This window comes from Flavobacterium sp. FlaQc-30, assembly GCF_044005885.1.
In the GTDB taxonomy this organism is placed as follows: domain Bacteria; phylum Bacteroidota; class Bacteroidia; order Flavobacteriales; family Flavobacteriaceae; genus Flavobacterium.
On record NZ_JBIPCO010000001.1, the window covers coordinates 1,141,775 to 1,167,274 of the forward strand.

17 protein-coding genes are annotated in these 25,500 nt (G+C 32.9%); 16 read left to right on the forward strand and 1 reads right to left on the reverse strand.

Annotation, left to right across the window (positions count from 1 at the left end):
• Positions 1-162 precede the first annotated feature (162 nt).
• The 8 genes from ACHRV0_RS05080 (at position 163) to ACHRV0_RS05115 (ending at position 11,147) form a co-directional block, all read left to right on the forward strand.
• Positions 163-2,556: a ribonucleoside-diphosphate reductase subunit alpha gene (locus tag ACHRV0_RS05080; protein WP_395440101.1), complete on the forward strand. Its 2,394-nt coding sequence runs from the start codon at positions 163-165 to the stop codon at positions 2,554-2,556.
• A 117-nt stretch (positions 2,557-2,673) separates the two neighbouring features.
• Complete coding sequence (dinD, locus tag ACHRV0_RS05085; protein WP_129024503.1) at positions 2,674-3,516, forward strand: DNA damage-inducible protein D; 843 nt, start codon at positions 2,674-2,676, stop codon at positions 3,514-3,516.
• Positions 3,517-3,888: 372 nt separating this feature from the next.
• On the forward strand, positions 3,889-5,286 hold the full coding sequence (locus tag ACHRV0_RS05090) for a DUF1800 domain-containing protein (protein ID WP_395440102.1): 1,398 nt from the start codon (positions 3,889-3,891) through the stop codon (positions 5,284-5,286).
• Between the two features lie 12 nt (positions 5,287-5,298).
• Complete coding sequence (locus ACHRV0_RS05095; protein WP_395440103.1) at positions 5,299-6,468, forward strand: DUF1501 domain-containing protein; 1,170 nt, start codon at positions 5,299-5,301, stop codon at positions 6,466-6,468.
• 546 nt (positions 6,469-7,014) lie between these two features.
• Entirely contained in the window at positions 7,015-7,854 is an 840-nt protein-coding gene (locus ACHRV0_RS05100; protein ID WP_129024500.1) for a prephenate dehydratase, read from the forward strand.
• Between the two features lie 83 nt (positions 7,855-7,937).
• Positions 7,938-9,083 (forward strand): pyridoxal phosphate-dependent aminotransferase, encoded by a 1,146-nt coding sequence (locus ACHRV0_RS05105; RefSeq protein ID WP_395440104.1) that lies wholly within the window; start codon positions 7,938-7,940, stop codon positions 9,081-9,083.
• A 108-nt stretch (positions 9,084-9,191) separates the two neighbouring features.
• Positions 9,192-10,052, forward strand: a complete 861-nt coding sequence (locus ACHRV0_RS05110; protein ID WP_395440105.1) for a prephenate dehydrogenase — start codon at positions 9,192-9,194, stop codon at positions 10,050-10,052.
• A 12-nt stretch (positions 10,053-10,064) separates the two neighbouring features.
• The gene (locus ACHRV0_RS05115; RefSeq protein ID WP_089054266.1) at positions 10,065-11,147 is read left to right on the forward strand and encodes a bifunctional 3-deoxy-7-phosphoheptulonate synthase/chorismate mutase type II; all 1,083 of its coding nucleotides are present in this window, start codon (positions 10,065-10,067) and stop codon (positions 11,145-11,147) included.
• A gap of 202 nt (positions 11,148-11,349) precedes the next feature.
• Here the strand turns inward: ACHRV0_RS05115 and ACHRV0_RS05120 are convergent, their stop codons facing one another.
• Positions 11,350-12,399, reverse strand: coding sequence for an exo-alpha-sialidase (locus ACHRV0_RS05120; protein ID WP_395440106.1), 1,050 nt, complete (start codon positions 12,397-12,399; stop codon positions 11,350-11,352).
• Positions 12,400-12,630: 231 nt separating this feature from the next.
• Between ACHRV0_RS05120 and ACHRV0_RS05125 the strand changes: the two genes are divergently transcribed.
• The 8 genes from ACHRV0_RS05125 (at position 12,631) to ACHRV0_RS05160 (ending at position 25,478) form a co-directional block, all read left to right on the forward strand.
• Positions 12,631-16,014, forward strand: coding sequence for a VIT domain-containing protein (locus ACHRV0_RS05125; RefSeq protein ID WP_395440107.1), 3,384 nt, complete (start codon positions 12,631-12,633; stop codon positions 16,012-16,014).
• Positions 16,015-16,151: 137 nt separating this feature from the next.
• A complete protein-coding gene (gene rsgA / locus ACHRV0_RS05130) occupies positions 16,152-17,129 on the forward strand; it encodes a ribosome small subunit-dependent GTPase A (protein ID WP_129024494.1) in 978 nt (325 codons plus the stop codon).
• Positions 17,130-17,319: 190 nt separating this feature from the next.
• Positions 17,320-17,772, forward strand: coding sequence for a D-aminoacyl-tRNA deacylase (gene dtd / locus ACHRV0_RS05135; protein ID WP_395440108.1), 453 nt, complete (start codon positions 17,320-17,322; stop codon positions 17,770-17,772).
• 64 nt (positions 17,773-17,836) lie between these two features.
• The gene (locus ACHRV0_RS05140) at positions 17,837-19,744 is read left to right on the forward strand and encodes a DUF3857 domain-containing protein (RefSeq protein ID WP_395440109.1); all 1,908 of its coding nucleotides are present in this window, start codon (positions 17,837-17,839) and stop codon (positions 19,742-19,744) included.
• 21 nt (positions 19,745-19,765) lie between these two features.
• Positions 19,766-21,787, forward strand: a complete 2,022-nt coding sequence (locus tag ACHRV0_RS05145) for a DUF3857 domain-containing protein (RefSeq protein WP_395440110.1) — start codon at positions 19,766-19,768, stop codon at positions 21,785-21,787.
• A gap of 1 nt (position 21,788) precedes the next feature.
• Complete coding sequence (locus ACHRV0_RS05150) at positions 21,789-23,780, forward strand: DUF3857 domain-containing protein (protein ID WP_395440111.1); 1,992 nt, start codon at positions 21,789-21,791, stop codon at positions 23,778-23,780.
• Positions 23,781-23,823: 43 nt separating this feature from the next.
• Complete coding sequence (locus tag ACHRV0_RS05155) at positions 23,824-24,150, forward strand: nucleotide pyrophosphohydrolase (protein WP_012022600.1); 327 nt, start codon at positions 23,824-23,826, stop codon at positions 24,148-24,150.
• A 98-nt stretch (positions 24,151-24,248) separates the two neighbouring features.
• Positions 24,249-25,478 (forward strand): 3-phosphoshikimate 1-carboxyvinyltransferase, encoded by a 1,230-nt coding sequence (locus ACHRV0_RS05160; RefSeq protein ID WP_395440112.1) that lies wholly within the window; start codon positions 24,249-24,251, stop codon positions 25,476-25,478.
• Positions 25,479-25,500 lie beyond the last annotated feature (22 nt).

Below are 25,500 nucleotides of genomic sequence, written 5' to 3' on the forward strand. Positions count from 1 at the left end.
CATTTTTTAATGCCTTTTCGGTTTGTTTTTCAGACTGGAAACAGATAACTATTGAGAATCCTACAATTCTCAAAAAAGATAATTTTAAAACACACAATGTTTAAGTGCTGGAATTTATTTTCCAGTGTCTTTCATTTTTTCAATAACTAAAATAGTAAGCTTATGTATGTAGTAAAAAGAGATGGTCACAGAGAGCCGGTAATGTTTGATAAGATTACAGAAAGAATCAAAAAATTGTGCTACGGCTTAAATGAGCTTGTAGATCCCGTTAAGGTAGCGATGAGAGTTATCGAAGGATTGTATGATGGAGTTTCGACTTCAGAATTGGATAATCTTGCAGCAGAAACTGCTGCGTCTATGACTATTGCACACCCAGATTATGCACAATTAGCAGCTCGTGTGGCAATTTCAAACCTGCATTCAAATACAAAAAAATCGTTCTCAGAAACGATGAAAGATATGTACAATTACGTAAATCCAAGAAATGGTCAAGATGCGCCATTGCTTTCGGATGAAGTATTTAAAGTAATTCAGGAAAACTCTGCTTTCCTTGATTCGCATATCATTTACACAAGAGATTTTAATTACGATTACTTTGGTTTCAAAACTTTAGAGCGTTCTTATCTTCTTAAAATAAACGGAAAAATCGTAGAGCGTCCACAGCATATGTTAATGCGTGTTTCTGTTGGTATTCACTTAGACGATTTAAAATCGGTAATTGAAACTTACGATTTAATGTCTAAAAAGTTCTTTACGCATGCAACACCAACATTGTTCAATGCAGGAACTCCAAAACCGCAAATGTCTTCTTGTTTCCTTTTGGCAATGCAAGATGATAGTATTGACGGAATTTACGATACATTAAAACAAACAGCAAAAATCTCGCAATCAGCAGGAGGAATTGGACTTTCTATTCATAACGTTCGTGCTACAGGATCGTACATTCGTGGTACAAACGGAACTTCAAACGGAATTGTTCCGATGTTGAGAGTTTTCAATGATACGGCTCGTTACGTAGATCAAGGAGGCGGAAAACGTAAAGGAAGTTTTGCGATTTATATCGAAACTTGGCATGCTGATATTTTCGAATTCCTAGATTTAAAGAAAAATACTGGAAAAGAAGAAATGCGCGCAAGAGACTTATTCTTCGCAATGTGGACTTCAGATTTGTTTATGAAACGCGTTCAGGAAGATACAACTTGGACTTTAATGTGTCCTAACGAATGTCCAGGATTATACGATGTTTACGGAGAAGAATTCGAAAAACTTTATACAGATTACGAATTTCAAAACAAAGGAAGAAAAACAATCCGTGCTCGTGAATTATGGGAGAAAATTCTAGAATCTCAAATTGAGACTGGAACGCCATATATGTTGTACAAAGATGCAGCAAACCGTAAATCAAATCACAAGAATTTAGGAACAATTCGTTCTTCAAACTTGTGTACAGAGATTATGGAGTATACTTCTAAAGATGAAATCGCAGTTTGTAACTTGGCTTCTATTTCGTTGCCAATGTTTATCGAGAACGGAAAATTCGATCACGAAGCACTTTATAATGTTACAAAACGTGTAACTCGTAACTTAAATAAAGTAATTGACAGAAATTACTATCCTGTAAAAGAGGCTGAAAACTCAAACATGCGTCACCGTCCAGTAGGATTAGGAGTGCAAGGTTTAGCAGATGCTTTTATTATGCTTCGTTTACCGTTTACAAGTGATGAAGCAAAAGTTCTAAATCAAGAAATTTTCGAAACATTATACTTCGCAGCTGTAACCGCTTCTATGGAAATGGCAAAAGAAGAAGGTCCATATTCAACTTTTGAAGGTTCACCAATGTCACAAGGAGAATTTCAACACAATATGTGGGGAATGAAAGATGAAGAATTATCAGGTCGTTGGGACTGGGCTTCATTAAGAAAAGAAGTAGTGGAACACGGAGTTCGTAACTCATTATTGGTTGCGCCAATGCCAACAGCTTCAACTTCTCAAATTCTAGGAAACAACGAAGCTTTCGAACCATATACATCAAACATTTACACACGTCGTGTATTGTCTGGAGAATTTATCGTAGTAAACAAACATTTACTAGAAGACTTAGTAAAACTAGGTTTATGGAACGAAGACTTAAAACAAGAAATTATGCGTCATAACGGATCAGTTCAAAATATTGATGTTATCCCGCAAGATTTAAAAGATCTTTACAAAACAGTTTGGGAAATGTCGATGAAAGATATTATCGATATGTCACGTCAAAGAGGATATTTTATTGACCAATCTCAATCGTTGAACTTGTTTATGCAAGATGCGAACTATTCTAAACTTACGTCAATGCACTTCTACGCTTGGCAGTCAGGTTTAAAAACAGGAATGTATTACTTAAGAACAAAATCAGCAGTTGATGCGATTAAGTTTACCCTAAACAACGACAAAAAAGAAGAGACTCCCGTAGCGGCAGCTGTAGAAACTGAATCTATCAGTGTTGAGGATTATAAAGCAATGCTTCTAAAAGCACAAGCTGGAGATCCTGAAGATTGTGAAATGTGTGGGTCTTAATTTTTAGTTGCTAAATTATAATTAGCAAGAGTTGAAGGAAAAGTTTTACATTTACTAAAAAATAAAGGAAGTTAAAGTATATTTTGACTTCCTTTTTTACTTTAAATATGGGATTAAATGAAAAATGAATTAATTAAAAGTCTTACTAATGATTTCGAAGATCATTCGCAAAAAACTGAAAGTGGTATAGAATTTTGGTTTGCTAGAGATATTCAGCATTTACTTGGCTATTCAGAATGGAGAAATTTTAACAAAGTTATTTTAAAAGCAAAAACATCTTGTGAAATCACTGATCACTTAGTGTTAGACCATTTTGTTGATGTCAACAAAATGGTTGTCATTGGTTCTGGAAGCGAACGTGAGATTGATGATATGATGTTGACCAGATATGCTTGTTATCTTATTGCTCAAAATGGTGATCCTAAAAAAGAGCCAATTGCTTTTGCCCAAAATTATTTTGCTGTACAAACAAGAAAGTTTGAAGAAATTGCTAAAAGAATTGATGATTGGGAAAGGTTAAATGCAAGACAGAAACTTACATTATCTGAAAAGGAATTGTCAGAGCTTATTTTTGAAAAAACAGGAAATGATAAAAATTTTGGAATAATCAGAAGTAAAGGTGATCAAGCTCTATTTGGAGGAAAAAACACAACTCAAATGAAAAAAAAACTTGGTGTTCCAGAAACGAGACCTTTAGCAGATTTCTTACCTACAATTGTTATAAAAGCAAAAGATTTTGCAACTGAAATAACTGTTTTTAATACAAAAGATAAAGGTTTGTCAAATGAAAGGAGTATTTCCTCTGAACATATTAAAAATAATAAAGGAGTTAGAAAATTACTGCTTGATAGAAAAATCGTTCCTGAAAATTTACCAGCAGAAGAAGATATAAAGAAATTAGAGAGACGTGTTAATTCAGAAACTAAAAGTATTGAGAAGAACCCTGATAAATTGACATAATTGATATTGGATTAATTCAGGCCTAAATCTAAATAGATTAAGATTTTTAAGTAAAATTAATTAAAAAGAGATAGCAGTTATTGTAATGATAGCTGTTTTTTTTGTTATTGTTTTTAGAGATACGTTGTGTGATTTTAGCCCGTGGTTTCAACCACGGGAACACAATGCATTACCTCAATCCGTTTCCCGTGGTTGAAACCACGGGCTATATTGTTTTTATCATAATATGACAATATCCCCAATAATTCCCCGTTTTAATTATTACCAAAAACTTTTTCAAAACTTAGCACCTTAACATCTAAGAACCTCAGAACCTTCTTCGAAATTAAACCTTTAGGAGAAAGCTGAGTCTTAATGTAAAATTTCTATGTTATGAAAAAAAGCAATCTTTGGTCGTTACGGTTGGGTTTTTCCGGAAAAGAATCCGATGCAATAGAAAAATTAGGATTAGAAAAATTTCTAAAACATTCCTATAGTTCAAAATTCGACACGCAGCTTCCCGCTTTTTTAAACGATGATCCCAAAACACTACTAGAACTCAAAGAACTTCGGGAATCCATAAAAACCGCTGATTCAGAAGAAAAAAAGAAAGCTCTTAAAAAAGAAATCTACTCTGCAGTTGAACTAAAAAAATGGTGGATTGGTAAAATGCGCAACGACGAATTTCCATTACGGGAAAATATGGTTTGTTTTTGGCACAATCATTTCGTTTCCACTTCTCAAAAAGTAAAAGTCAATTACTGGATTTACCAGCATAATATGATTTTGCGTGAACATGCGTTCGGGAATTTCAAGGAGCTGACCAAGCAAATCATAAAGTCGAATGCAATGGTGAAATACCTTGATAATGTCGATAATAAAAAAGGAAAATACAATGAAAATCTAAGTCGTGAATTGCTTGAATTATTCACGATCGGAATTGGAAATTATACCGAAAGCGACATTAAAAATGGAGCAAGAGCTTTAGCAGGATTAAATTACGGAGACGATGGTGCAGTTTACAGGCGTTTTGCTGAAGATGATACTGATAAAACTTACTTTGGGAAAACTGGAAACTGGAAAGCAGATGATCTGGTCGATATTATTTTTGAGCAGAAAAACATCCCTTATCTCATTACTCGAAAAATACTAGAATGGTTTATTTATGATAATCCGTCAGAAGATTTGGTGACTTATTATGGCGATTATTTTAGAAAAGTAAAGTTTGAAATTCAACCTTTATTAACTAAAATTTTTACTGAAGAATACAAAAAGGAAAATTCAGGAACAAAAATCAAAGATCCTCTGGTTTATATTTTGCAGCTTTTGGATGAATTACATATCGATGATCTGGACGATGCTATGATTCTATTTTTTATTAAGCAGCAAGGAATGGATTTGTACAATCAGGTAAATGTAAAAGGATGGGACGGTGGAAATTCCTGGCTGACTTCGCAAATTTATTTACAACGTAACAATACATCAGATTTGCTTTGCAGTGGAAGAAGTATTACCAGAAAAGTATTAAACACAATGACTGGTGATGGTGAAAAACCAAAATTAGAATTTGAAAAGCTCAACATAAAAATTGATTTTGATTCTGATGGAAATAACAAAACGATTATTGCTGAATTGTCAAACAGATTGTTGTTTAAGGTAAGCGATGCCATGCAAAAGGACATGGAGAGTTTGCTGAAATATGATTTTGACCCAAAAGAAACGTACGCCAATTTCGCCGTAATAAGACTCTTCGATTACATTACAAAACAGCCCGAATATCAATTAATTTAGAAAACTGCAGCTATGAACAGAAGAAATTTTCTAACGCTTACAGGAACTTTTACTGGCGGAATGCTGGTGCTTCCTGATTTTTTACACGCTTTTGGTTCGCAGAATAATTTGGTAATCGGCGAGCAGTGTATTGTGTTTGTGCAATTAAATGGCGGGAACGACGGATTGAATACCTTTGTTCCTTACGATAATCCGTTGTATTATGATTTGAGAACAAAAATAGCTTTGAGTAAAGATGCTGTTATTGGTAAAAATAAAGGAATGGCGTTTCATCCATCCTTAAAAGATTTTGCTCAAATGCAGCAAAACGGAGATTTAACCGTAATTCAGAATGTTGGTTATCCAGAACCTATTCGATCTCATTTTCGCAGTCAGGAAATTTGGCAAACCGCTGCAGACTCAGATAAATATATTAATGAAGGCTGGTTAGGACGTTATTTAGATTTACAGTGTAATGGACATCAAGCAACGGCAGGAATAAATTTGGATTCGATCGATAATCTGGCTTTAAAAGGAATGGAGCCTAATTCGATAACGGTAAAAGATCCAAACCGATTTACAGTAAAATCAGATAAAGAAGAAAATGTAACCTTGTCAGATAATCCGCAATTGGATTTTGTTCGAAAAATCGCCAATTCCGTTACCGAAGGTTCAGATGAAATTCAGAAAGCATTGGCAAAATCTAAATCAGAAATCAGTTATCCAAAAACAGAATTATCCAAAAATCTGGAATGGATTGGGCGATTGATAAAAGGAAATCTGAATTCAAAAGTATATTACACTTCGCTTGGCGGATTTGACACACATGATAATCAACTCGCCATTCACGAGAAAAAATTAACCGATTTGAATGACGCTTTGTATAGTTTTTATCAAGATTTAAAACAAGCACAATTATTACAAAATGTTACTATCGTGGTTTTCTCAGAATTTGGAAGACGAGTAAAAGACAACGGAAACGGAACAGATCACGGAACCGCAGCACCAATGTTTATAATTGGAGGTAATAATAAAGGAACGCTTTTAGGGAATAATCCAAATTTAGCCGACTTGGATAATGGGGATTTAAAATATCAAATCGATTTTAGAAGTGTCTACGCATCTTTATTAAAAGAGAAGTTGAATTTTGATTATGCTAAAATCGGGATTTCGAATAAACCAGTTTCGGGATTGTTTACGTAATCGCAATCTTGTCATTTCGACTGAAAGGAGAAATCACACTCGGAACTCCGTATAGAAATTCGCCAATCTTTGTCGACAAACTAGTGTGATTTCTCCTTTCAGTCGAAATGACAAAAACACTAAGTAATCTGTGAAATTAGATTTTACAACCACAAATATTTATGCTAATTTGTGAATTCGTGGCGAAAAAAACTCAGAAACTGAGTATCTCAGCATCTTAGAATCTTCCAAAACCCCATTGTATATATCTCATTTTAAGCCGATATTTTTATATTATCATACAAAACATCATAAATTTGTTAAGAAATCCCTTTTTGTTTCATAAAATGCAATCTTTTTTTTGGTGCAGTAAAAATAATTTATACATTCGCAGAGAATTTATTTAAAAACACAAACAAAATGGCAAGTAACCGTTTTTATTTTAGCAACTCTTTTTATTTCTTCTTTAGTAGAAGTGAGGATTGTGCTATGGTTATTTGAGAAAATTTTAAGACAAATAAAACTAATATACAATCCTGATGCAAATCAGGATTTTTTTTTGAATATATGACAACGAAAATTGCAATACAAGGTATCAAAGGTTCTTTTCATCATCAGGTTGTAAAGGAGTATTTCTCTGAAAATGTGGAAATTGATGAGTGTTTGTCTTTTGAAGAATTGATTGACAGCTTGCTTTCAGGAAAATCGAATCAGGCAGTTATGGCAATTGAAAATTCGATTGCGGGACCAATTATTCCGAATTATGCTTTGATTGATAAGAATAATTTACACATTATTGGAGAGCATTATTTAAACATTCAGCAAAATTTAATGGCTTTAAAAGGTCAGAAAATTGAAGATATAAAAGAAGTTCATTCACACCCAATGGCACTTTTGCAGTGTATGGATTTCCTGAAACAATATCCAAATATCAAATTGGTTGAGGATAAAGATACAGCCGAAACAGCAAGAAGAATTCAGGAAAAGCAATTAACTGGAATTGCAGCAATTGCAAGTGTAACAGCTTCTGAAATGTATGATCTGGATATTATTGCATCATCGATTCAAACGATCAAAAATAATATGACACGTTTCGTAATCATCAAAAAGCAAAATTCATTTTTGCCAGAAAGTGAAATCAACAGAGCATCTGTAAAATTTGAATTAGATCACAAAAGAGGAAGTTTAGCAGCGGTTTTAAATGTAATGAGCGATTGCAAACTGAATTTGACAAAAATCCAGTCGCTTCCAAAAATTGAAACGCCTTGGAAATATTCGTTCTTCGTAGATGTAACATTCGAGAAATACGAAGATTTTGCAAAAGCCAAAGCATTATTAAACATCATGGCAGAATATTTTAAAGTTTTGGGAGAATATAAAAACACAAAACCTTTGACTGAGTCATAAAGTAGGAAAGTCTTAAAGTCAAAAATAGAAAGTTTAAAAAGAGCCTAAAGCCTAAAGCTTATGGCCTAAAGCAAATAAAAACAATGATTACAACAGCAAAACGATTAGACACAGTTGAAGAATACTACTTCTCATCAAAATTAAGAGAAGTTCGTCAGTTGATGTCTGAAGGAAAATCGATCATCAATATGGGAATTGGAAGCCCTGATTTGAGTCCGTCAAAAGCAGTAATTGAAGCGGTTGCCGCGGCAATTCAAGACGAAAACGGACATGGTTATCAAAGCTATCAGGGATTACCGGAAATGAGGCAGGCGATGGCAGATTTTTATAAAGATCAGTTTGGTGTTGAAGTGAATCCTAATAATGAGATTTTACCTCTTATGGGTTCAAAAGAAGGAATTATGCACATTTCGTTAGCATTTTTAAATGAAGGCGATCAAGTTTTAATTCCGAATCCAGGTTATCCAACGTATACTTCGGTAACTAATTTGGTAGGAGCGGTTCCGGTTTATTATGACTTGAAAGAAGAAAATGCTTGGGAACCGGATTTTGAAGCTTTAGAAAAATTGAATCTTTCGAAAGTAAAAATTATGTGGCTTGGTTATCCGCACATGCCAACAGGAGCACGAGGAAGTTTAGCGTTATTTGAAAAATTGGTTGCTTTTGCTAAAAAACACGATATATTATTGATCAATGACAATCCGTATAGTTTTGTTCTGAATGATAATCCGATGAGTTTATTGCAGGTTGAAGGTGCGAAAGATGTAGCTTTAGAATTGAATTCATTAAGTAAAACATTCAACATGGCAGGCTGGAGAGTCGGTATGGTTTTAGGAGATCCTGAAATTATCGATGCGGTCCTAAAAGTAAAAAGCAACATGGACAGCGGGATGTTTTACGGAATCCAAAAAGGTGCAGTTGCCGCTTTAAATTGTGATAAATCTTGGTTTGAAGATCAAAATAAGATTTACAGACGCCGAAGAGAATTAACGGAGAAATTAGCTGAAAAGTTAAACTGTAAAGTGTATAAAGAAGGAGTTGGGCTTTTTGTTTGGGCAAAACTTCCGGAAGGAATCGAATCAGCAGAGAAGTTCATTGACGAAATATTATATGAGAAACATATTTTCATTACACCGGGAACAATCTTCGGAAGCAACGGTGAAGGTTATATAAGATTCTCATTGTGTGTGAAAGAAGAAAAAGTACAAGAAGCGATAGATCGATTTTAGATTTCAGATTTCCTGCAAGGTTTTCAAAACCTTGTAGGTATTAGTTTGAAAGTCTAGATTATATAAACCTACAAGGTTTTGAAAACCTTGCAGGAAAAAAAAAGAATTATGAAAGTATACGTAATAGGAATAGGATTAATAGGCGGTTCGATGGTGCTGGACATCAAAGACCAACATCCTGATTCAACGATTTTTGGAATCGACAGCAACGAAAAACATTTGCAGGAAGCCATTGATTTAGGAGTTATCGACGAAGCGGGAAGTTTTGAAGATTTGGCTGAAGCCGATTTTGTAATCGTTTCGGTTCCGGTGGATGTGGCGTTGACGGTTTTGCCTAAAGTTCTAGATTCGGTTGGAGATAAAACAATTGTTTTTGAAGTTGGATCAACGAAGAAACCAATTTGTGATGCCGTGGCCAATCATCCGAAAAGAAGAAATTTTATTGCCACGCATCCGATAGCAGGAACGGAGTTTTCAGGACCTTCGGCGGCAATAAAAGGTTTGTTTAAAGGAAAGACAAACATTATTTGCGAAGTGGAAAAAACCACTTTTAAATTGCAGGAAAAGGCATTAAAGCTTTTTAGCGAAATAGGAATGAGGATTCGATATATGGATCCGACTTCACACGACAAACATATTGCTTACGTTTCGCATTTGTCGCACATTAGTTCGTTTATGCTCGGGAAAACAGTAATGAATAAGGAAAAAGACGAACAGGATATTTTTGACATGGCGGGCAGTGGATTTGAAAGCACGGTTCGTTTAGCAAAAAGTTCGCCAGCAATGTGGACACCAATTTTTAAACAGAATAAAGAACACGTTCTGGAAACATTAGAAGAATACATTTCAAATCTCAGTCGGTTTAGGGATTTGTTGAAAGATGAAGATTACAATGCCATTTTTGAAGAAATGGAAAGCACAAATAAAATAAAAGAAATACTAAACGGATTAACAACAACTAAAAAGTAAATTAGAATTAAGATGGAAAATAAGAAAGAAATGAGAAAGTGGTTAGAAGATTTCAATTTAAATCACCCACTTGTGATAGCTGGACCATGTAGTGCAGAAACTGAAGATCAAGTATTGAAAATTGCTCACGAATTAAAAGATTCAAAAGTAAGTGTTTTCAGAGCAGGAATCTGGAAACCAAGAACACGTCCAGGAGGATTTGAAGGTGTTGGAGAAATCGGATTAAAATGGTTACAAAAAGCAAAAGCTGAAACTGGTTTATTAATGGGTACTGAAGTTGCAACTGCAGCTCACTGTAAACTAGCTTTAGAACATGATATCGACGTATTATGGGTTGGTGCTCGTACAACTGCAAACCCTTTCGCAGTTCAAGAAATTGCTGATACTTTGAAAGGAACTGATAAAATCGTTTTGGTTAAAAACCCTGTAAACCCAGATTTAGCTTTATGGTTAGGTGGTGTTGAGCGTTTACATATGGCTGGAATCGAGAAATTAGGAGTTATCCACAGAGGTTTCTCTACTTACGAAAAAACAAAATACAGAAACATTCCAGAGTGGCAAATTGCTATCGAATTGCAAAATAAATTCCCTGATTTACCATTAATCATCGATCCATCTCACATTACAGGAGATCGTAAAATGATTTTCGAAGTAACGCAAGAGGCTCTAGATTTGAACTACGATGGTATGATTATCGAAACGCACATTGATCCAGACAATGCTTGGTCTGATGCTGCGCAGCAAGTTACTCCAGATGTTTTGAAACAAATCATTAAAGATTTGACGATCAGAAAAACAGATGATACTACAGATGAGTACAGCCAAAAAATGACAAAACTAAGAGCTAACATCGATGTTCTTGATGCTAACTTATTAGAATTGTTAGGAAAACGTATGAAAGTGGCTGACGAAATTGGTCAGGTGAAAAAAGATGCGAACGTTGCGATTCTTCAAAACAACCGTTGGAACGAAATCTTAGGAAAAATGATTTTGGAAGGTGAGAAAAAAGGTCTTACTGAAGAGTTCGTTTTAAGAATGTTCAAAGCAATTCACCAAGAAAGTATTGGTCACCAAGAGAAAATTTTCAACGCATAATTTTCTTTAAAACATATAAGTGATATAAGTTAATTTAAGTTTTCTTATATCACAATTTTAAAAATAGATTGTTTTTTTATATTAAATCCCCATTGCTTTCGAGCTTTGGGGATTTTTTTGTGCTTCTTTAAATGGAAAATAAATTTGCGAGAAAATCGGATCATTAAGATGATACAATTTAAGAGTTCTCATATTGTACCGATTAATTCAAATCGAATGCGGTATGTTTGATGTACTTTCTATCATAAGTATATAAAACATGTACTTTTTTATCAGTAGTCTGGATGATTGCCGGGTAGCTGAATTCGCCTTTTTCCTGTTTTTCCAGATCAAATAATTTTTTCCAGTTCAGACCATCTTTTGAATATTCTACGTCCAAAATATTTCTTCCGTTAAACCAGTCTTTTCCTTGTGGTAATGGATTGTTTACCAATAAAAAAAGGTTTTTATTTATGGTTAAAGCATCTATTCCTGAATTGGAATTGATTATATTGATTGTATTGGTTCTTATCCAGCTTTTCCCGTTATCTCCAGACCAGCTTGAAACTATTTTATTGTGTTTGCTTCGGGATAACATCTGAATATCTGTAGCGCTATGAATTAAAAATGTCGGCTGAATGACATTAAAATTTTGACTGTTTTCTACCGCTATTTTTTTCCAAGAATCAGTTGCTTCTGTATATTCTTCAACATGGATTCTCCATTCGTCAGTAGTAACACTTTCGGTACTGCTCCCACATAAAATTATTCCTGGAATAGTTTCAATAGGTTTATTACGAATTGGTCCGTAAATTCCGTTTGGAAGGTATTTTGGTTCTCCCCAAGTTGTTCCGTTATCTTTGGAAACAATCATAGCGCCAAACCATTCTCTTGGATTTTTTCCTACTTTGTAAAACAAATACAAATTCTGGCTTTTAGCTTTAAAAAGAACCGGATTCCAGCAAGGCAGTGTATCTGCACCTTTTATTAAGGGCTGAATCAATTCTTTTGGTGCCGACCATTTTTTATCTTTATAAGCTGAAATATAAATTCCGACATCTTTTGATCCTTCATATTTTCCTCCAAACCAAGCTGCTAAAATCTCATTTGGCTTGTTTTCCACTAAAGTTGATGCGTGGCTGTTTGTCGTCACGGGAGGATCTGCAATATAATTGCTTTCTATATTAATTGCTTTTGCCTGTGCTTTCATTCCGTTAGAAACAAGAAAGATGGCTAATAAAGCTGTTACAGCACATTTTGTTTTCGATATCATTTTATTCTTTTTTGAGATGTAATAGAAAAATGATGCAGATTTTTAAATTCATCATTTACTCGTTGAATATAATTAAATAATTTGATTTTTGATATGATTTACAAGGTCACTAAAGATAAACTTATTGCTATATTGAATTCATATTAAACAGATAAAAAATAAAATAATTATCTTCCCAACCTTTTGGTATTTTTTGTTCTCTATAACAATATGAACCTTAATTTTTATATCATGAAATTAAAATTGTTTTTGTCTGCTCCGGGCATTTTTCAAATGAATTTGAATGTATTTCTTTTCTTTCTTGTTTTTGTTGGAACAAAAACTTTCGCGCAAAGTCCTGAACTTACTGTTAAAGGTGAAGAAGCCGAAAAAGTGAGAATGAATAAGCTTTTCGTCAATGTAAAAGTGGTGGGCAATATTGCTTATACGACTGCCGAAATGCATTTTTTTAATTCAGGAACTCGTCAAATGGAAGCAGAACTTATTTTTCCGCTGCCAGAAAATGTTTCAGTTTCCAGATATGCGATTGACATAAACGGGAAATTGCGCGAAGCTGTTCCGGTGAATAAAAATAAAGGAAAACAAGTTTTTGAGGCAATCGAACATCGTCGTGTTGATCCAGGATTATTAGAAAAAGTCGATGGAAATAATTTTAAAACAAGAATTTATCCGCTGCTGCCAAATGGCGAACGAACTGTTGTTATTGGTTATGAAGAAGAACTTTCGGCTTTTGATAAAGATAATTTAGCGTATCAATTGGTAAGCCGATTTCCAAAGAAATTAGATCAGTTCGAAATTAATGTTTCGGTTTTGGGAGCTGAAATGGCACCAATTGTTACTGAGAATTCAGGAAACGAAATTACTTTTTCAAAATGGAATCAGGCTTTTCAGGCTTCGCTAAAAAAAGAAAATTATCAGCCACAAGAAAAAATAGTTCTTAAAATTCCAATTCAGCAAAATATCCCAAGTGTTGTGATGCAGGATGCTGGCGGTCAATATTATTTTTATGGAAATACTTTTATAGAGGGAAACAAAATCGCTAAAAAAACTCCTGCTTCAATTGGTTTGATTTGGGATAATTCATTGAGCTGTAAAAACCGAGATTTAAAGAAAGAATTGGATTTGCTGGATGCTTATTTCCAAAAGATAAAAAACACAAAAGTGACTTTGTACTTTTTAAATTACACTTTTGAAAAACAAAAAGAATTTGTGATTTCTAATGGAAATTGGAGCGAATTAAAGACCATTTTAGAAAACACAAAATACGATGGAGGAACGCGTTATTCTCAAATTAGTTTTGAAAATCAGGATGAATTTTTATTTTTCTCTGATGGATTATCTTCTTTGAGCGAAAATCTTATGCCAAAAACTAAAAAACCTATTTACGCGATTACCTCTTCAGTTTCTGCAGATTTTGCTTTTTTGAATTTTTCTTCAACAAAAACCGGCGGGAATTTCATCAATTTAAATCAGATAAATTCAGAAACGGCTTTGGATAAAATGACAAATTCAAGTTTGAAGTTTCTTGGCATAAAAGAGAATTTGACTGTGACTGATTTATTTCCGATGGAAGGAACTTCAGTTTCGGGAAATTTTAGTTTTTCAGGAATTTCTTTAAATCCAAAAAACGAAATCACTTTATTATTCGGCTATAATAATGAAGCTGTTTTAGAAAAGAAAATTACGCTTGATGGATCTGTTCAAAGTTCTACTGATGTAAATATTGAAAAACTTTGGGCGCAGAAAAAAATTGCCAACCTTGAATTGCAATACGCTAAAAACGCAGATGAAATAGAGTTTCTTGGAAAGAAATTCGGCATTGTAACCAAAAATACTTCATTGATTGTTCTGGAAAATGTGAGAGATTATATTATGTACGATATTATTCCGCCAGCAGAATTACGTGCTGAATTTGACAGGATTAAAAAACAGGAACATGATACTACTCTGGCTCAGCAAAAAAGTAATTGGGACAATATAGAAAGTTATTTTAAGGGATTAGATGTTTGGTGGAAAAAGAATCTTAAGTATAATGGACAAAAAATAGCATCTAAGTATAAACACAAAAGACAAGTTCCAGGGCCACCGCCGCCGTCAAGTGCTGAAAGCAGAAATGGGGATTTAAGAATTGGAACTGAGACTATAAAAGGAGATCCTGATGCTGCTGTAACAATAGACGAACCTGTTGGGGCAGGATCAGTTTCAACTGTTATTGTGGAAGATAATGCTGTGTATAATACATCTACTCCACCAAAAGTTGATCAGGTAAAATTTGTTGCACCTGTGGTTGCAAAAGCACAAGAGGTTACTGAAGATATACCAGTAATTGTGGAATTAAAAGATAAGAAAGTTGGAAGTGAAGTAATTAAGGAAGATTCAAATTCTACTAAATTACAAGAAACAGTTGTAGTGGGATACGGTACTCAAAAAAAATCAGATTTAGTGGGTTATCTTCCGGAAAATGTTTCAAAAAACAAAGACCTTTCACAAGATTTAAATTTTAGCAGAGGTTATTTAGCTGGAGATTCAAATAAGCCTTTAATTATAGTTGATGGTCAGTTTTATGAGGGTGAATTGACTGATTTAAAGTCAGATGATATTGATACAGTTGATGTATTGAAAGATGCGTCGAGAATTTCTGCTTATGGCAGCAAAGGGGCAAATGGAGTTATTATTATAACAACGAAAAAGCAATCTTCAAATAGCGGAGTTGTGCAAACAAAAAGTTGGAATCCAGACAGATTGTATTTAAAAGCGTTGACCTCGGCTCCAAAAGAAAAACAATATGATTTGTATTTGGATTTAAGAAAAGCACAAGAAAGAAATCCGAGTTTTTATTTTGATGTAGCTCATTTTTTCTACAATCAGGGCGATCTTAAAAAAGCGCTGCTGATCATCAGTAATATTGCTGATTTAGGTTTAGAGAATCATCAGCTTTATAAAACGTTGACTTATACTTTGCGTCAATGGAAAGATTATAATGATGCCGTTTTTACCGCAAAACAAGTCGTAAAATGGAGAGAGCATGAACCACAGAGTTTTAGAGATTATGCTTTAACACTAGAAGATGCGGGAAAATATCAAGAAGCTTTTGATGAATTAATTAAAGCCCTTGAAGTAAATTATTATGGAGAAATGAGCGGTCAGTATGAAGGTGTAGAAGATATTATTTTAATGGATATTAATCGTATGATAACAGCACATTCTGGTATAAAAACGGCTAAACTTGATAAAAAGTACCTTGCAAAAATGCCTGTTGATATCAGAATCATTATGAACTGGAACCAAATGGATGTTGATTTGGATTTGCATGTAATTGAACCAACAAATGAAGAATGTTATTATAGCCACACTTCTACACAAATTGGAGGAAGGTTTTCTAAAGATTTTACAGAAGGTTATGGCCCAGAACAATACTTAATTAGAAATGCGGTAAAAGGAAAATATCAAATTAAAACTAATTTCTTTGGAGAAACGACATTGACGGAAAATGGTCCTGCAACAATTATGGTTGAAATTTATACAACAAAAGCAGGAAAAACGTCCAGAACTTTGAAAACAATTCAGTTAGGAAAAATAAAAGAGAATCAAGTTTTAGCCGAAATTATTTGGTAAAGTCTACCAATTAAGAGGATGTCTTTCAAAAATAAAAGGCGAAATTACGTTGTTCCATTCTAAAAACGTAATTTTGCCTTTTAATTTTTTAGATTAAAGAGTAATCAGAAATCTAAAATCAGAAATCTAAAATTTGAATGACAGGAACCGTTTATAAGTCTACAGGAAGTTGGTATACCGTAAAATCTGAAAAAGGCGATTTTATCGAATGCCGTATGAAAGGGAAGTTTAGGATGAAAGGAATTAAAAGTACCAATCCTATTGCTGTAGGCGATATTGTCGATTATGAATTAGAAGAAACTTCGGATGCTTTAACGGGAACAATTCATAATATTCACGAAAGAAAAAACTACATCGTTCGTAAATCGGTTAACTTGTCAAAGCAGATTCATATTATAGCTTCGAATATCGATCAGGTGTTTTTGTTGGTTACAATTGATAATCCGCCAACAACTACAAGTTTTATCGATCGTTTTTTGGTTACTGCCGAAGCATACGGAATTGAAGCTGTACTGATTTTTAATAAAATTGATACGCTGAATGAACAGACATTAGACGATCAGCTTTATTTACAACATATTTACACCGAAATAGGATATAAATGCCTAAGAATTTCTTCAACAGAAAATAAAGGAGTTGATAAATTGAAAGAAATGATGATAGGTAAAGTAAGTATGTTCTCAGGACATTCTGGAGTTGGAAAATCAACTTTGGTGAATGCGATGGAACCAAGCCTTCATTTAAAAACTACCGTAATTTCAGAACAAAGTAAACAGGGACAGCATACAACAACTTTTGCTGAAATGTATGATTTGTCTTTTGATGCCCGAATTATTGATACTCCAGGAATTAAAGGTTTCGGAATTGTTGATATGGAGCCAACAGAAATCAGCGGTTATTTCCCTGAATTTTTTAAGCTTAAAGATCAATGTAAATTCAATAACTGTTTGCATAAAGAAGAACCGCATTGCGCTATAAAAGCTGCTTTAGAAAAAGATGAAATCGCCTGGTCGCGCTACAACAGTTATCTTAAGATATTAGAAGGTGATGAAGAACATTACCGAACTGATATTTATGGTGATGATCGTGCAGCGAGTGATGAAACAAGAAAATAATTATTAATTGTGAATGGTTAATTATAGTTCGAAGAGAAATAAAATTTTCAAATTCCGAGATCAAATTTTGTAAAATTCCAATCCAATTTGTAGAGATGCACTGCAGTGCATCTAACGCCAAAATTTAAAATCTGTTTAATCCGTGTAATCTGTGGCTAATAAACTACGCTGCAATAAGATCAAAATAAAAATGAAAATTGTACTTCAAAGAGTTTCTGAGGCATCTGTCACAGTTGATGGTCAAAAAACAGCAGATATTAAAAAAGGATTATTGATTTTAGTTGGAATTGAAGATGCCGATACTCAGGAAGATATTGACTGGCTTGCTGGAAAAATAATTAAAATGAGAATTTTTGGAGACGAAAATGATGTTATGAACTGCTCGGTTCAAGACATCGACGGCGATATAATTGTCGTTAGTCAATTTACACTTCACGCCTCTACAAAAAAAGGAAACCGACCATCTTACATAAAAGCTGCAAAACCTGAGTTTGCGATTCCTATGTATGAGAACTTTGTAAAGTCTTTAGAAAAAGAGTTCAATAAAAAAGTTCAAACTGGAATTTTTGGTGCTGATATGAAAGTAAGCCTGATAAATGATGGTCCCGTAACTATTTTAATAGACAGTAAAAACAGAGATTAAAAAATCATTAGACAAGTGTTAAGAATTTCTAAAAAAAATATATATTTGGCGAAATTACTTACTAATGAAAACTGCTTTTATTACGTTATTTTTTCTCTCATTTTTCTCCATTTCTTTTGCCCAAAAGAGTGAATATTCTGTTTTAACTATTGCAGACAGCTTAAAAGAGAATGCAAATTCTATTGTACGATTAAATCAAATTGATATTACAATTTCATCACAAAGAAATATGAGTATCAAAACTCAACGTGTTGTAACGGTATTAAATGAGAAAGGAATTAATGCTGTAAACGCTTATGAAATTTATGGTAAAAATTCTTCCGTTAAAAATATTGAAGCATCTATTTTGGATGGTTTTGGAAATGAGATAAAAAAAATCAAGAGGAAAGATTTTAAAGATCAAAGTGCTATTAGTGATGGAACGTTAATATCGGACAATAGAAATCTTTATCTTAATTATACTCCAATTTCTTACCCATTTACTGTAGTCTATAATAGTGAGACAGAGACTTCAACAACAGCATTTATTCCTTCGTGGATGCCAATTACAGAATATAATTCTAGTGTAGAAAAAAACATATTAAATGTAAAGTGTTTGCCAAGTTTGGGTTTGAGAAAAAAAGAATACCAATTTGAAAATTATAAGATAAATAAAATTAAAGATAGTGATTCTCAGCTTACTTATTTAGCGTCAAACATTTTGGCTCAGAGGTATGAAGATTATAGTCCTTCTTTTTCTGATTTATATCCAAAAGTGATGATGGGATTAGAATTTTTCAATCTAGAAGGAGTAGATGGAAATGCAAAAACTTGGCAAGAATTTGGTAAATGGTGGTCAGATAAAATTTTAGTGGGTACAGATGAAATATCTGATGAGACAAAAGCTAAAATGAGAGCTTTGGTCGGAGCTGAACAAGATCCAATAAAAAAAGCTAAATTAATTTATGATTATTTGCAGAAAAAAGTGAGATATGTCTCTATTCAAGAAGGGATTGGAGGATGGAGACCTATGAAAGCGAGTGATGTAGATCGATTAGGTTATGGAGATTGTAAAGCTTTAACCAATTATACTAAAGCACTATTGAAATCTGTAAATGTAGAATCATATTATACTAAATTATATGGGGATAATTACAAAATGGATATTAAGTCAGATTTTGTATCTCAACAAGGTAACCATATCATTTTAGCAATTCCATCTGGAGAAACTTATACTTGGTTGGAATGTACAAGTCAAGACGATCCTTTTGGTTATCAGGGAGTTTTTACAGATGATAGAGATGTTTTGGTAGTTAAACCTGAAGGCGGAGAAATTGTTAGAACTAAAATTTATGAGGATAAAGGAAATACTCAAATAGGAAAAGGAACTTATAGTATTAATGAAAGTGGAGATTTCTGGGGTGTTCTAAAAATAGATTCACAAGGAAGTCAATATGCTGCGAAAGCTAGAGTTGAGACTTTACAGCCAAAAGAAAAAGAGGAGCATTATAAAGAGTATTGGGATAACATCAATAATTTGAAATTGGGTAAAATAACGTTTACTAATGATAAAGAGAATATTCGTTTTGTAGAAGATATACAAATAAGCGCAGCAAATTATGGTCAGATTTCTGGAAACAAACTGATTTTTACCGTTGATGCTTTCAATCAAAACTCAAACAATGTTAAACGAATAAGAAACCGTAAAAATCCATTTCAAATTCAACGCGGCTATTTAGATACAGATGAAATTGAAATAAATCTTCCTACAGGTTTTAGTATCGAATTTCTTCCTCAAAACTATGAGCTTAAAGGAAAATTCGGAGAATATAAAACAGAGATAATTAAAAAAGAAAATAATAAACTAACCTATAAAAGGTCTATGTATTTAAATCACGGCAAGTATTCTAGTAAAGAATATGATGAGTATAGACTTTTTATGGAGCAAGTTTCGCGAAACGATAACGCTAAAATTATATTAACCAAAAACTAACCCAAATAAACCATAACCAAAATGAAATTTAGTAAACCATTATGTTTATCGATTTTGTTGTTGTTTGTTTCAAAAATAAACGCGCAGGAATTTAAACTAGGAAAAGTGTCAATTGCAGAACTGGAACAAAAAGTTCATCCTAAAGACTCATCGGCAGCGGCAGCTGTATTGTATACAAGAGGAAAAACGAGAATTGAATATGATGAAAATGATGGTTTTATAAATTTAACTGATGTTGAGACCAGAATTAAAATTTATAAAAAGGAAGGATATAATTGGGCGAATAAAGGGGTTTGGTACTATAATACTAGTAATTTGCCAGAGAAGGTTTCTTTTACAGATGCCTATACCTATAATTTGATAGATGGCAAGGTCGAAAAAGTAAAACTGAAAAGTGAAGGGATTTTTGATGAAGTTGTAGATAAATTCAGAGGGAGAAAAAAGATAACAATGCCTAATGTTAAAGAAGGGTCAGTTGTTGAGTTTAGATATACTATTAGAAGTCCTAGAGATAATACGATTCGAGAATGGGATTTTCAAGCTGCTATTCCAATTAATTATTCTGAGTTTATAACTTATATTCCACAATATTATGTTTTTAATTCTAGGCAAAAGGGATATGTTTTTCCTAAAATTACGTCTATTAAAAATTCAAAATCAATTGTTTTTAGAAATAAGGAGAGAAGCTTGAGTGGAGGTACTGGTGTTGCAAGTACATCATTTTCAACATCCAAATTAGATTATTCAGAAATTCAAACGACCTATTTAGCGGTTGATTTTCCAGCTATAAAAGAGGAAGCTTATGTGAATAATATTGATAACTATGTTTCTAGTATTCAACATGAATTATCTATGACTAACTTTCCAAATTCACCAATGAAAACATATTCTACAGATTGGAATTCAGTTGTAACAACGATTTATAACTATGATGATTTTGGTCCTGAATTAAATAAAACTGGTTATTTTGAGGAGGATTTAAAAACACTTTTGGGGGATAAAAAAAATGCAGATGAAAAAATAATAGCCATTTTAAATCATGTGAAATCGAATGTAAAATGGAATAATTATACGGGTTATACCTGTGATAATGGAGTAAGAAAAGCATACAAAGAAAAAACAGGAAATATTGCCGATATCAACTTGATGTTAACCGCAATGCTGCGTTATGCTGGTTTAACTGCAAATCCAGTATTGGTGAGCACACGTTCTAATGGGATTTCATTTTTTCCTAATAGAAATGCTTTTGATTATGTAATTGCGGCGGTCGAAACTCCAAACGGAAATGTTCTGTTAGATGCATCTGATAAATTTTCAACCCCAAATGTTTTACCTCTTAGAACTCTAAACTGGTTAGGAAGATTAATTAGAAAAGACGGTAGTTCTGAAGAGGTAGATTTAATGCCTAAAAAGGCTTCAAATGATATTGTTTTTATAAATTATAGTATTGATCCAGAAGGTAAAGTTACAGGAAAAACCAGAAGACAGTGCACAGATTATAATGCGATGATTACCAGAAAGAATATTTTTAGTTTAAAAGAAGAAGAATATTTAGAAAAACTAGAGAACGAGAACAATAAAATAGAAGTTTCTGATTACTCAAAAACAAACGAAAAAGATCTCTTGATGCCAATTACAGAATCATATTCGTTTGCAGGGAATAATTTATGCGAAGTTATAGGGGGTAAAATATACGTTAGCCCAATGTTGTTTTTTACAAACGAAAAAAATCCATTTAAACAAGAAGTAAGAGAATATCCAGTAGATTTTGGGTATCCGTTTTTAGATAAATATAATATTATTATTAGGATTCCAGAAGGTTTTGCAGTTGAGACTCTTCCAAAACCTGCCATTATTAATATGGAGGATAATTTAGGAAGCTTTAAATTTAATATTGCTTCAGATGGCAGTACATTGCAATTAAATATTCAGCACCAGATAAATGAAGCAATTGTTTCAACGGATCAATACGATATGCTGAAAGAATATTATAAAGGAATGATTGCTAAAGAAACAGAGAAAATAGTTTTAAAAAGAATTTAATATGAACTTTAAAACCTTAGTATTAATTGCTTTTTTAATCTTTGGAATTGTGAAAACCAACGCTCAAAATTATGAGCTTGGAAAAGTTACTGTTGATGAATTGCAGGAAAAAATACATCCTGCAGATTCTTCAGCTGCAGCCGCAGTTTTATTTAAAAAAGGGAAAACGGTCTTTACTTACAATGATAAAATCGGTTTTTCGGCAATTCATACTTATGAATTTAAAATCAAAATATACAAAAAAGATGGTCTCAAATGGGCCAATCAGAAGGTACAATATTATGTTGGATATCAGAATTTAAATGACGACTTGTTGACATTTTCAAATGCGGTAACCTACAATCTTGAAAATGGTAAAATTGAAAAAACAAAGCTTGAAAATCAGGCACAATTCAAGAAGAAAATTAATGAATACTGGAATGAAAAATCAATTACATTTCCAAATGTAAAAGTTGGGTCTATAATAGAGTATAAATACATTTTAAAGACTGAAAATATTGTTCAATTTCCCGATTTTGATTTTCAATATAGTATTCCTTTAAATTATTTTGAATATAAAACAGAGTTTCCAGAATATTATATCTATAAAACTCTTTTAGTAGGTAATCATGCCTTAGAAAACAATTCTAAAATTGTGACGGGAAGTCAGGGTTTTATAAATAAATATGGTCAAGATTGTTCAATGACTTACAAGCAGATTAATGCATCGTATTCTGGGAAAAATATTTCTGCACTAAAAGAAGAACCTTATGTAAATAATATAGAGAATTACCGAGGCTCTATCAAACATGAATTAGAACGTGTCCGAATGCCGGATCAGCCTGTAAAGGATTATACAATAACATGGGAAGGTGTAGCTTCTACTATTTTTAAAGATGATCGTTTTGGGAAAGAACTCAATAATAATAGTTTTTTGTTGGAAGACGTAAAAAAGATAGTGGCAAATGTTCCGTCTCAAAAAGACAGAATGAATGTTATTTTTCAGTTCGTTCAGAATAAAATGAACTGGAATGAAATTAATAGCTTATACACAGATAAAGGAATTGAAAAGGCATATAAAGATCAAACTGGAAATATTGTAGAAATCAATTTCATACTGTTAAATATGTTGAAATGGGCAGGAATAGAAGCAAATCCAGTTTTGGTGAGTACAATTGAAAATGGAATTCCAATATATCCTACAAGGACCGGATTTAATTATGTAATTGCAGCAGTTGAAATTGATGGAAAGCAGATTTTATTAGATGCATCTAGAAAATTTACATCACCAGATATACTTCCTTTAAATATTTTAAACTGGAAGGGAAGATTAATTAAGAGTGACGGAACTTCTAAAGAAATTGATTTAGTTCCAGTACAACCTTCAAGAGAAAATGTTAATATAAGCTTTAGAATTAATGAAAAGGGAAAAGTCGATGGAAAAATTAGAATTCAAAGAACAGATTATAAAGCTTATAGATTTAGAGTCGAAAACGGAAAACAAAATCAAGAGAATTATCTTGACAAATTGGAGCAGCAGCTTGGCGATCTAAAGATTTCAGATTATTTAGTAACTAATAAAATTTCCAATATTTCCGATCCGCTTGTAGAAACTTTTACTTTTGAAACTGATAATTTTGTGGAAAGGATAGGAGGGAAATTGTATGTAAGTCCTATGTTGTTCTATACGCAGTCTAAAAATCCTTTTGTACAGGAAGATAGACAAATGGGAGTTTATTTTGGATATCCTTTTTTAGATAAATATAATATTACGATTACAATTCCTGAAGGATTTGCAATTGAAACAATACCTGCTCCAAGTGCTGTAAATATGGAAGATAATTTGGGAAGTTTTAAATACAATATCGCGGCTGATGGAAATTTTCTCCAGTTAACAATTGCATATCAAATTAGTGAAGCAATCGTGTCTGCAGAAAAGTATGAAATGCTGAAAGATTATTATAACGCAATGATTGCAAAAGAAACAGAGAAAATAGTTTTAAAAAGAATTTAGTTGTATTGAAAGATTAGGATTATTTTTGCTTAAAAATACAATCATGGATTTGAAAAATGCACAACTAGATGTTGATACTTGGATAAAAGAACACGGCGTTCGTTATTTTAACGAATTAACCAATATGGCTCAGCTTACCGAAGAAGTAGGCGAAGTGGCTAGAATTATTGCTCGTCGTTATGGAGAACAATCAGAAAAAGAAAGTGATAAAAATAAAGATTTAGGCGAAGAATTAGCCGATGTTGTTTTTGTTGTTTTATGTTTGGCGAATCAAACAGGAATCGATTTACAAGCCGCTTTTGATAAAAAAATGGACTTAAAATCGGTTAGAGATAAAGATCGTCACAAAAACAACGATAAATTGAAATAATTGTGAAATTTTAACTCAGATTTTGATTTACGGGCGAGGAGTGGTAAATTGCGCACTCGAATTATGTCACTCACAATTCGCAACACATAACTAAAATCATGAATTTAAAATTAAGCACGAATTCACAATTTACGATTGATGATTCGCAACTAAATATCACGGGTTCTAAAAGCGAAACAAATCGCTTATTATTACTAAAAGCTTTATTCCCAAATATCACATTAGCCAATACTTCAAACTCTGATGACAGCGAAGTAATGCAGAAAGCTCTAGCTGGAAATGACGAAATTGTTGACATTCATCACGCTGGAACGGCAATGCGTTTCTTAACAGCATATTTTGCAGTTAACGAAGGCAGAGAAGTGGTAATGACAGGTTCAAGCAGAATGCAAGAGCGTCCGATTAAAATTTTAGTTGAAGCTTTGGCACAATTAGGAGTTGAAATTTCATATGAAAAAGAAGTTGGTTATCCGCCAATTCGAATCAAAGGAAAAAAAGTAACCGCTTCAAAAGTTACTTTAGCAGCAAATGTTAGCAGCCAATATATTTCGGCGTTATTGTTAGTAGCAGCAAAATTAGAGAATGGTTTAGAATTGACTTTAGAAGGTGAAATTACTTCGATTCCGTATATCAAAATGACTTTGGCTTTGTTAAAAGATTTAGATATACAAACTAGTTTTGAAGGAAATGTAATAAAAGTTTATCCTAAAGAATCTGTTGAATCAAAAGAAATGGTTGTAGAATCTGATTGGAGTTCTGCGTCGTATTTCTTCAGCCTTGTGGCTTTGGCCGATGCTGCAAAAATAACTTTAAGCAGTTATAAAGAAAACAGCTTGCAAGGAGATTCAGAATTAGTATCTCTTTATGAAAAAATGGGTGTAAAAACTACCTTCCAAAATAATCAAATGACGTTGGAAAAACAGGTAGGTTTTACATATGAAGATGTGAATTTTGAATTGAATAATACACCAGATATTGCCCAAACAATCGTAGTAACTTGTTTAGGTTTAGGAATCGGATGTCATTTAACAGGTCTTCATACTTTAAAAATTAAAGAAACAGATAGACTTGAAGCTTTAAGAATCGAGCTTACAAAGTTAGGAGCCAATATTTCTGTAACTAATGACAGTTTGACTTTATTGCGATCTGGAGAAATTAATCACGATGTTCATATTGCAACTTATAACGATCACCGTATGGCAATGGCATTTGCGCCGCTTGCTATAAAAGTGCCAATTATTATAGACGACGCCGAAGTGGTTTCAAAATCATATCCAGATTTTTGGAATGATTTAAAAGCTTTAAACTTTCAAGTTTCAGAATTGTAATTAAGTTGAACCATATAAGTGA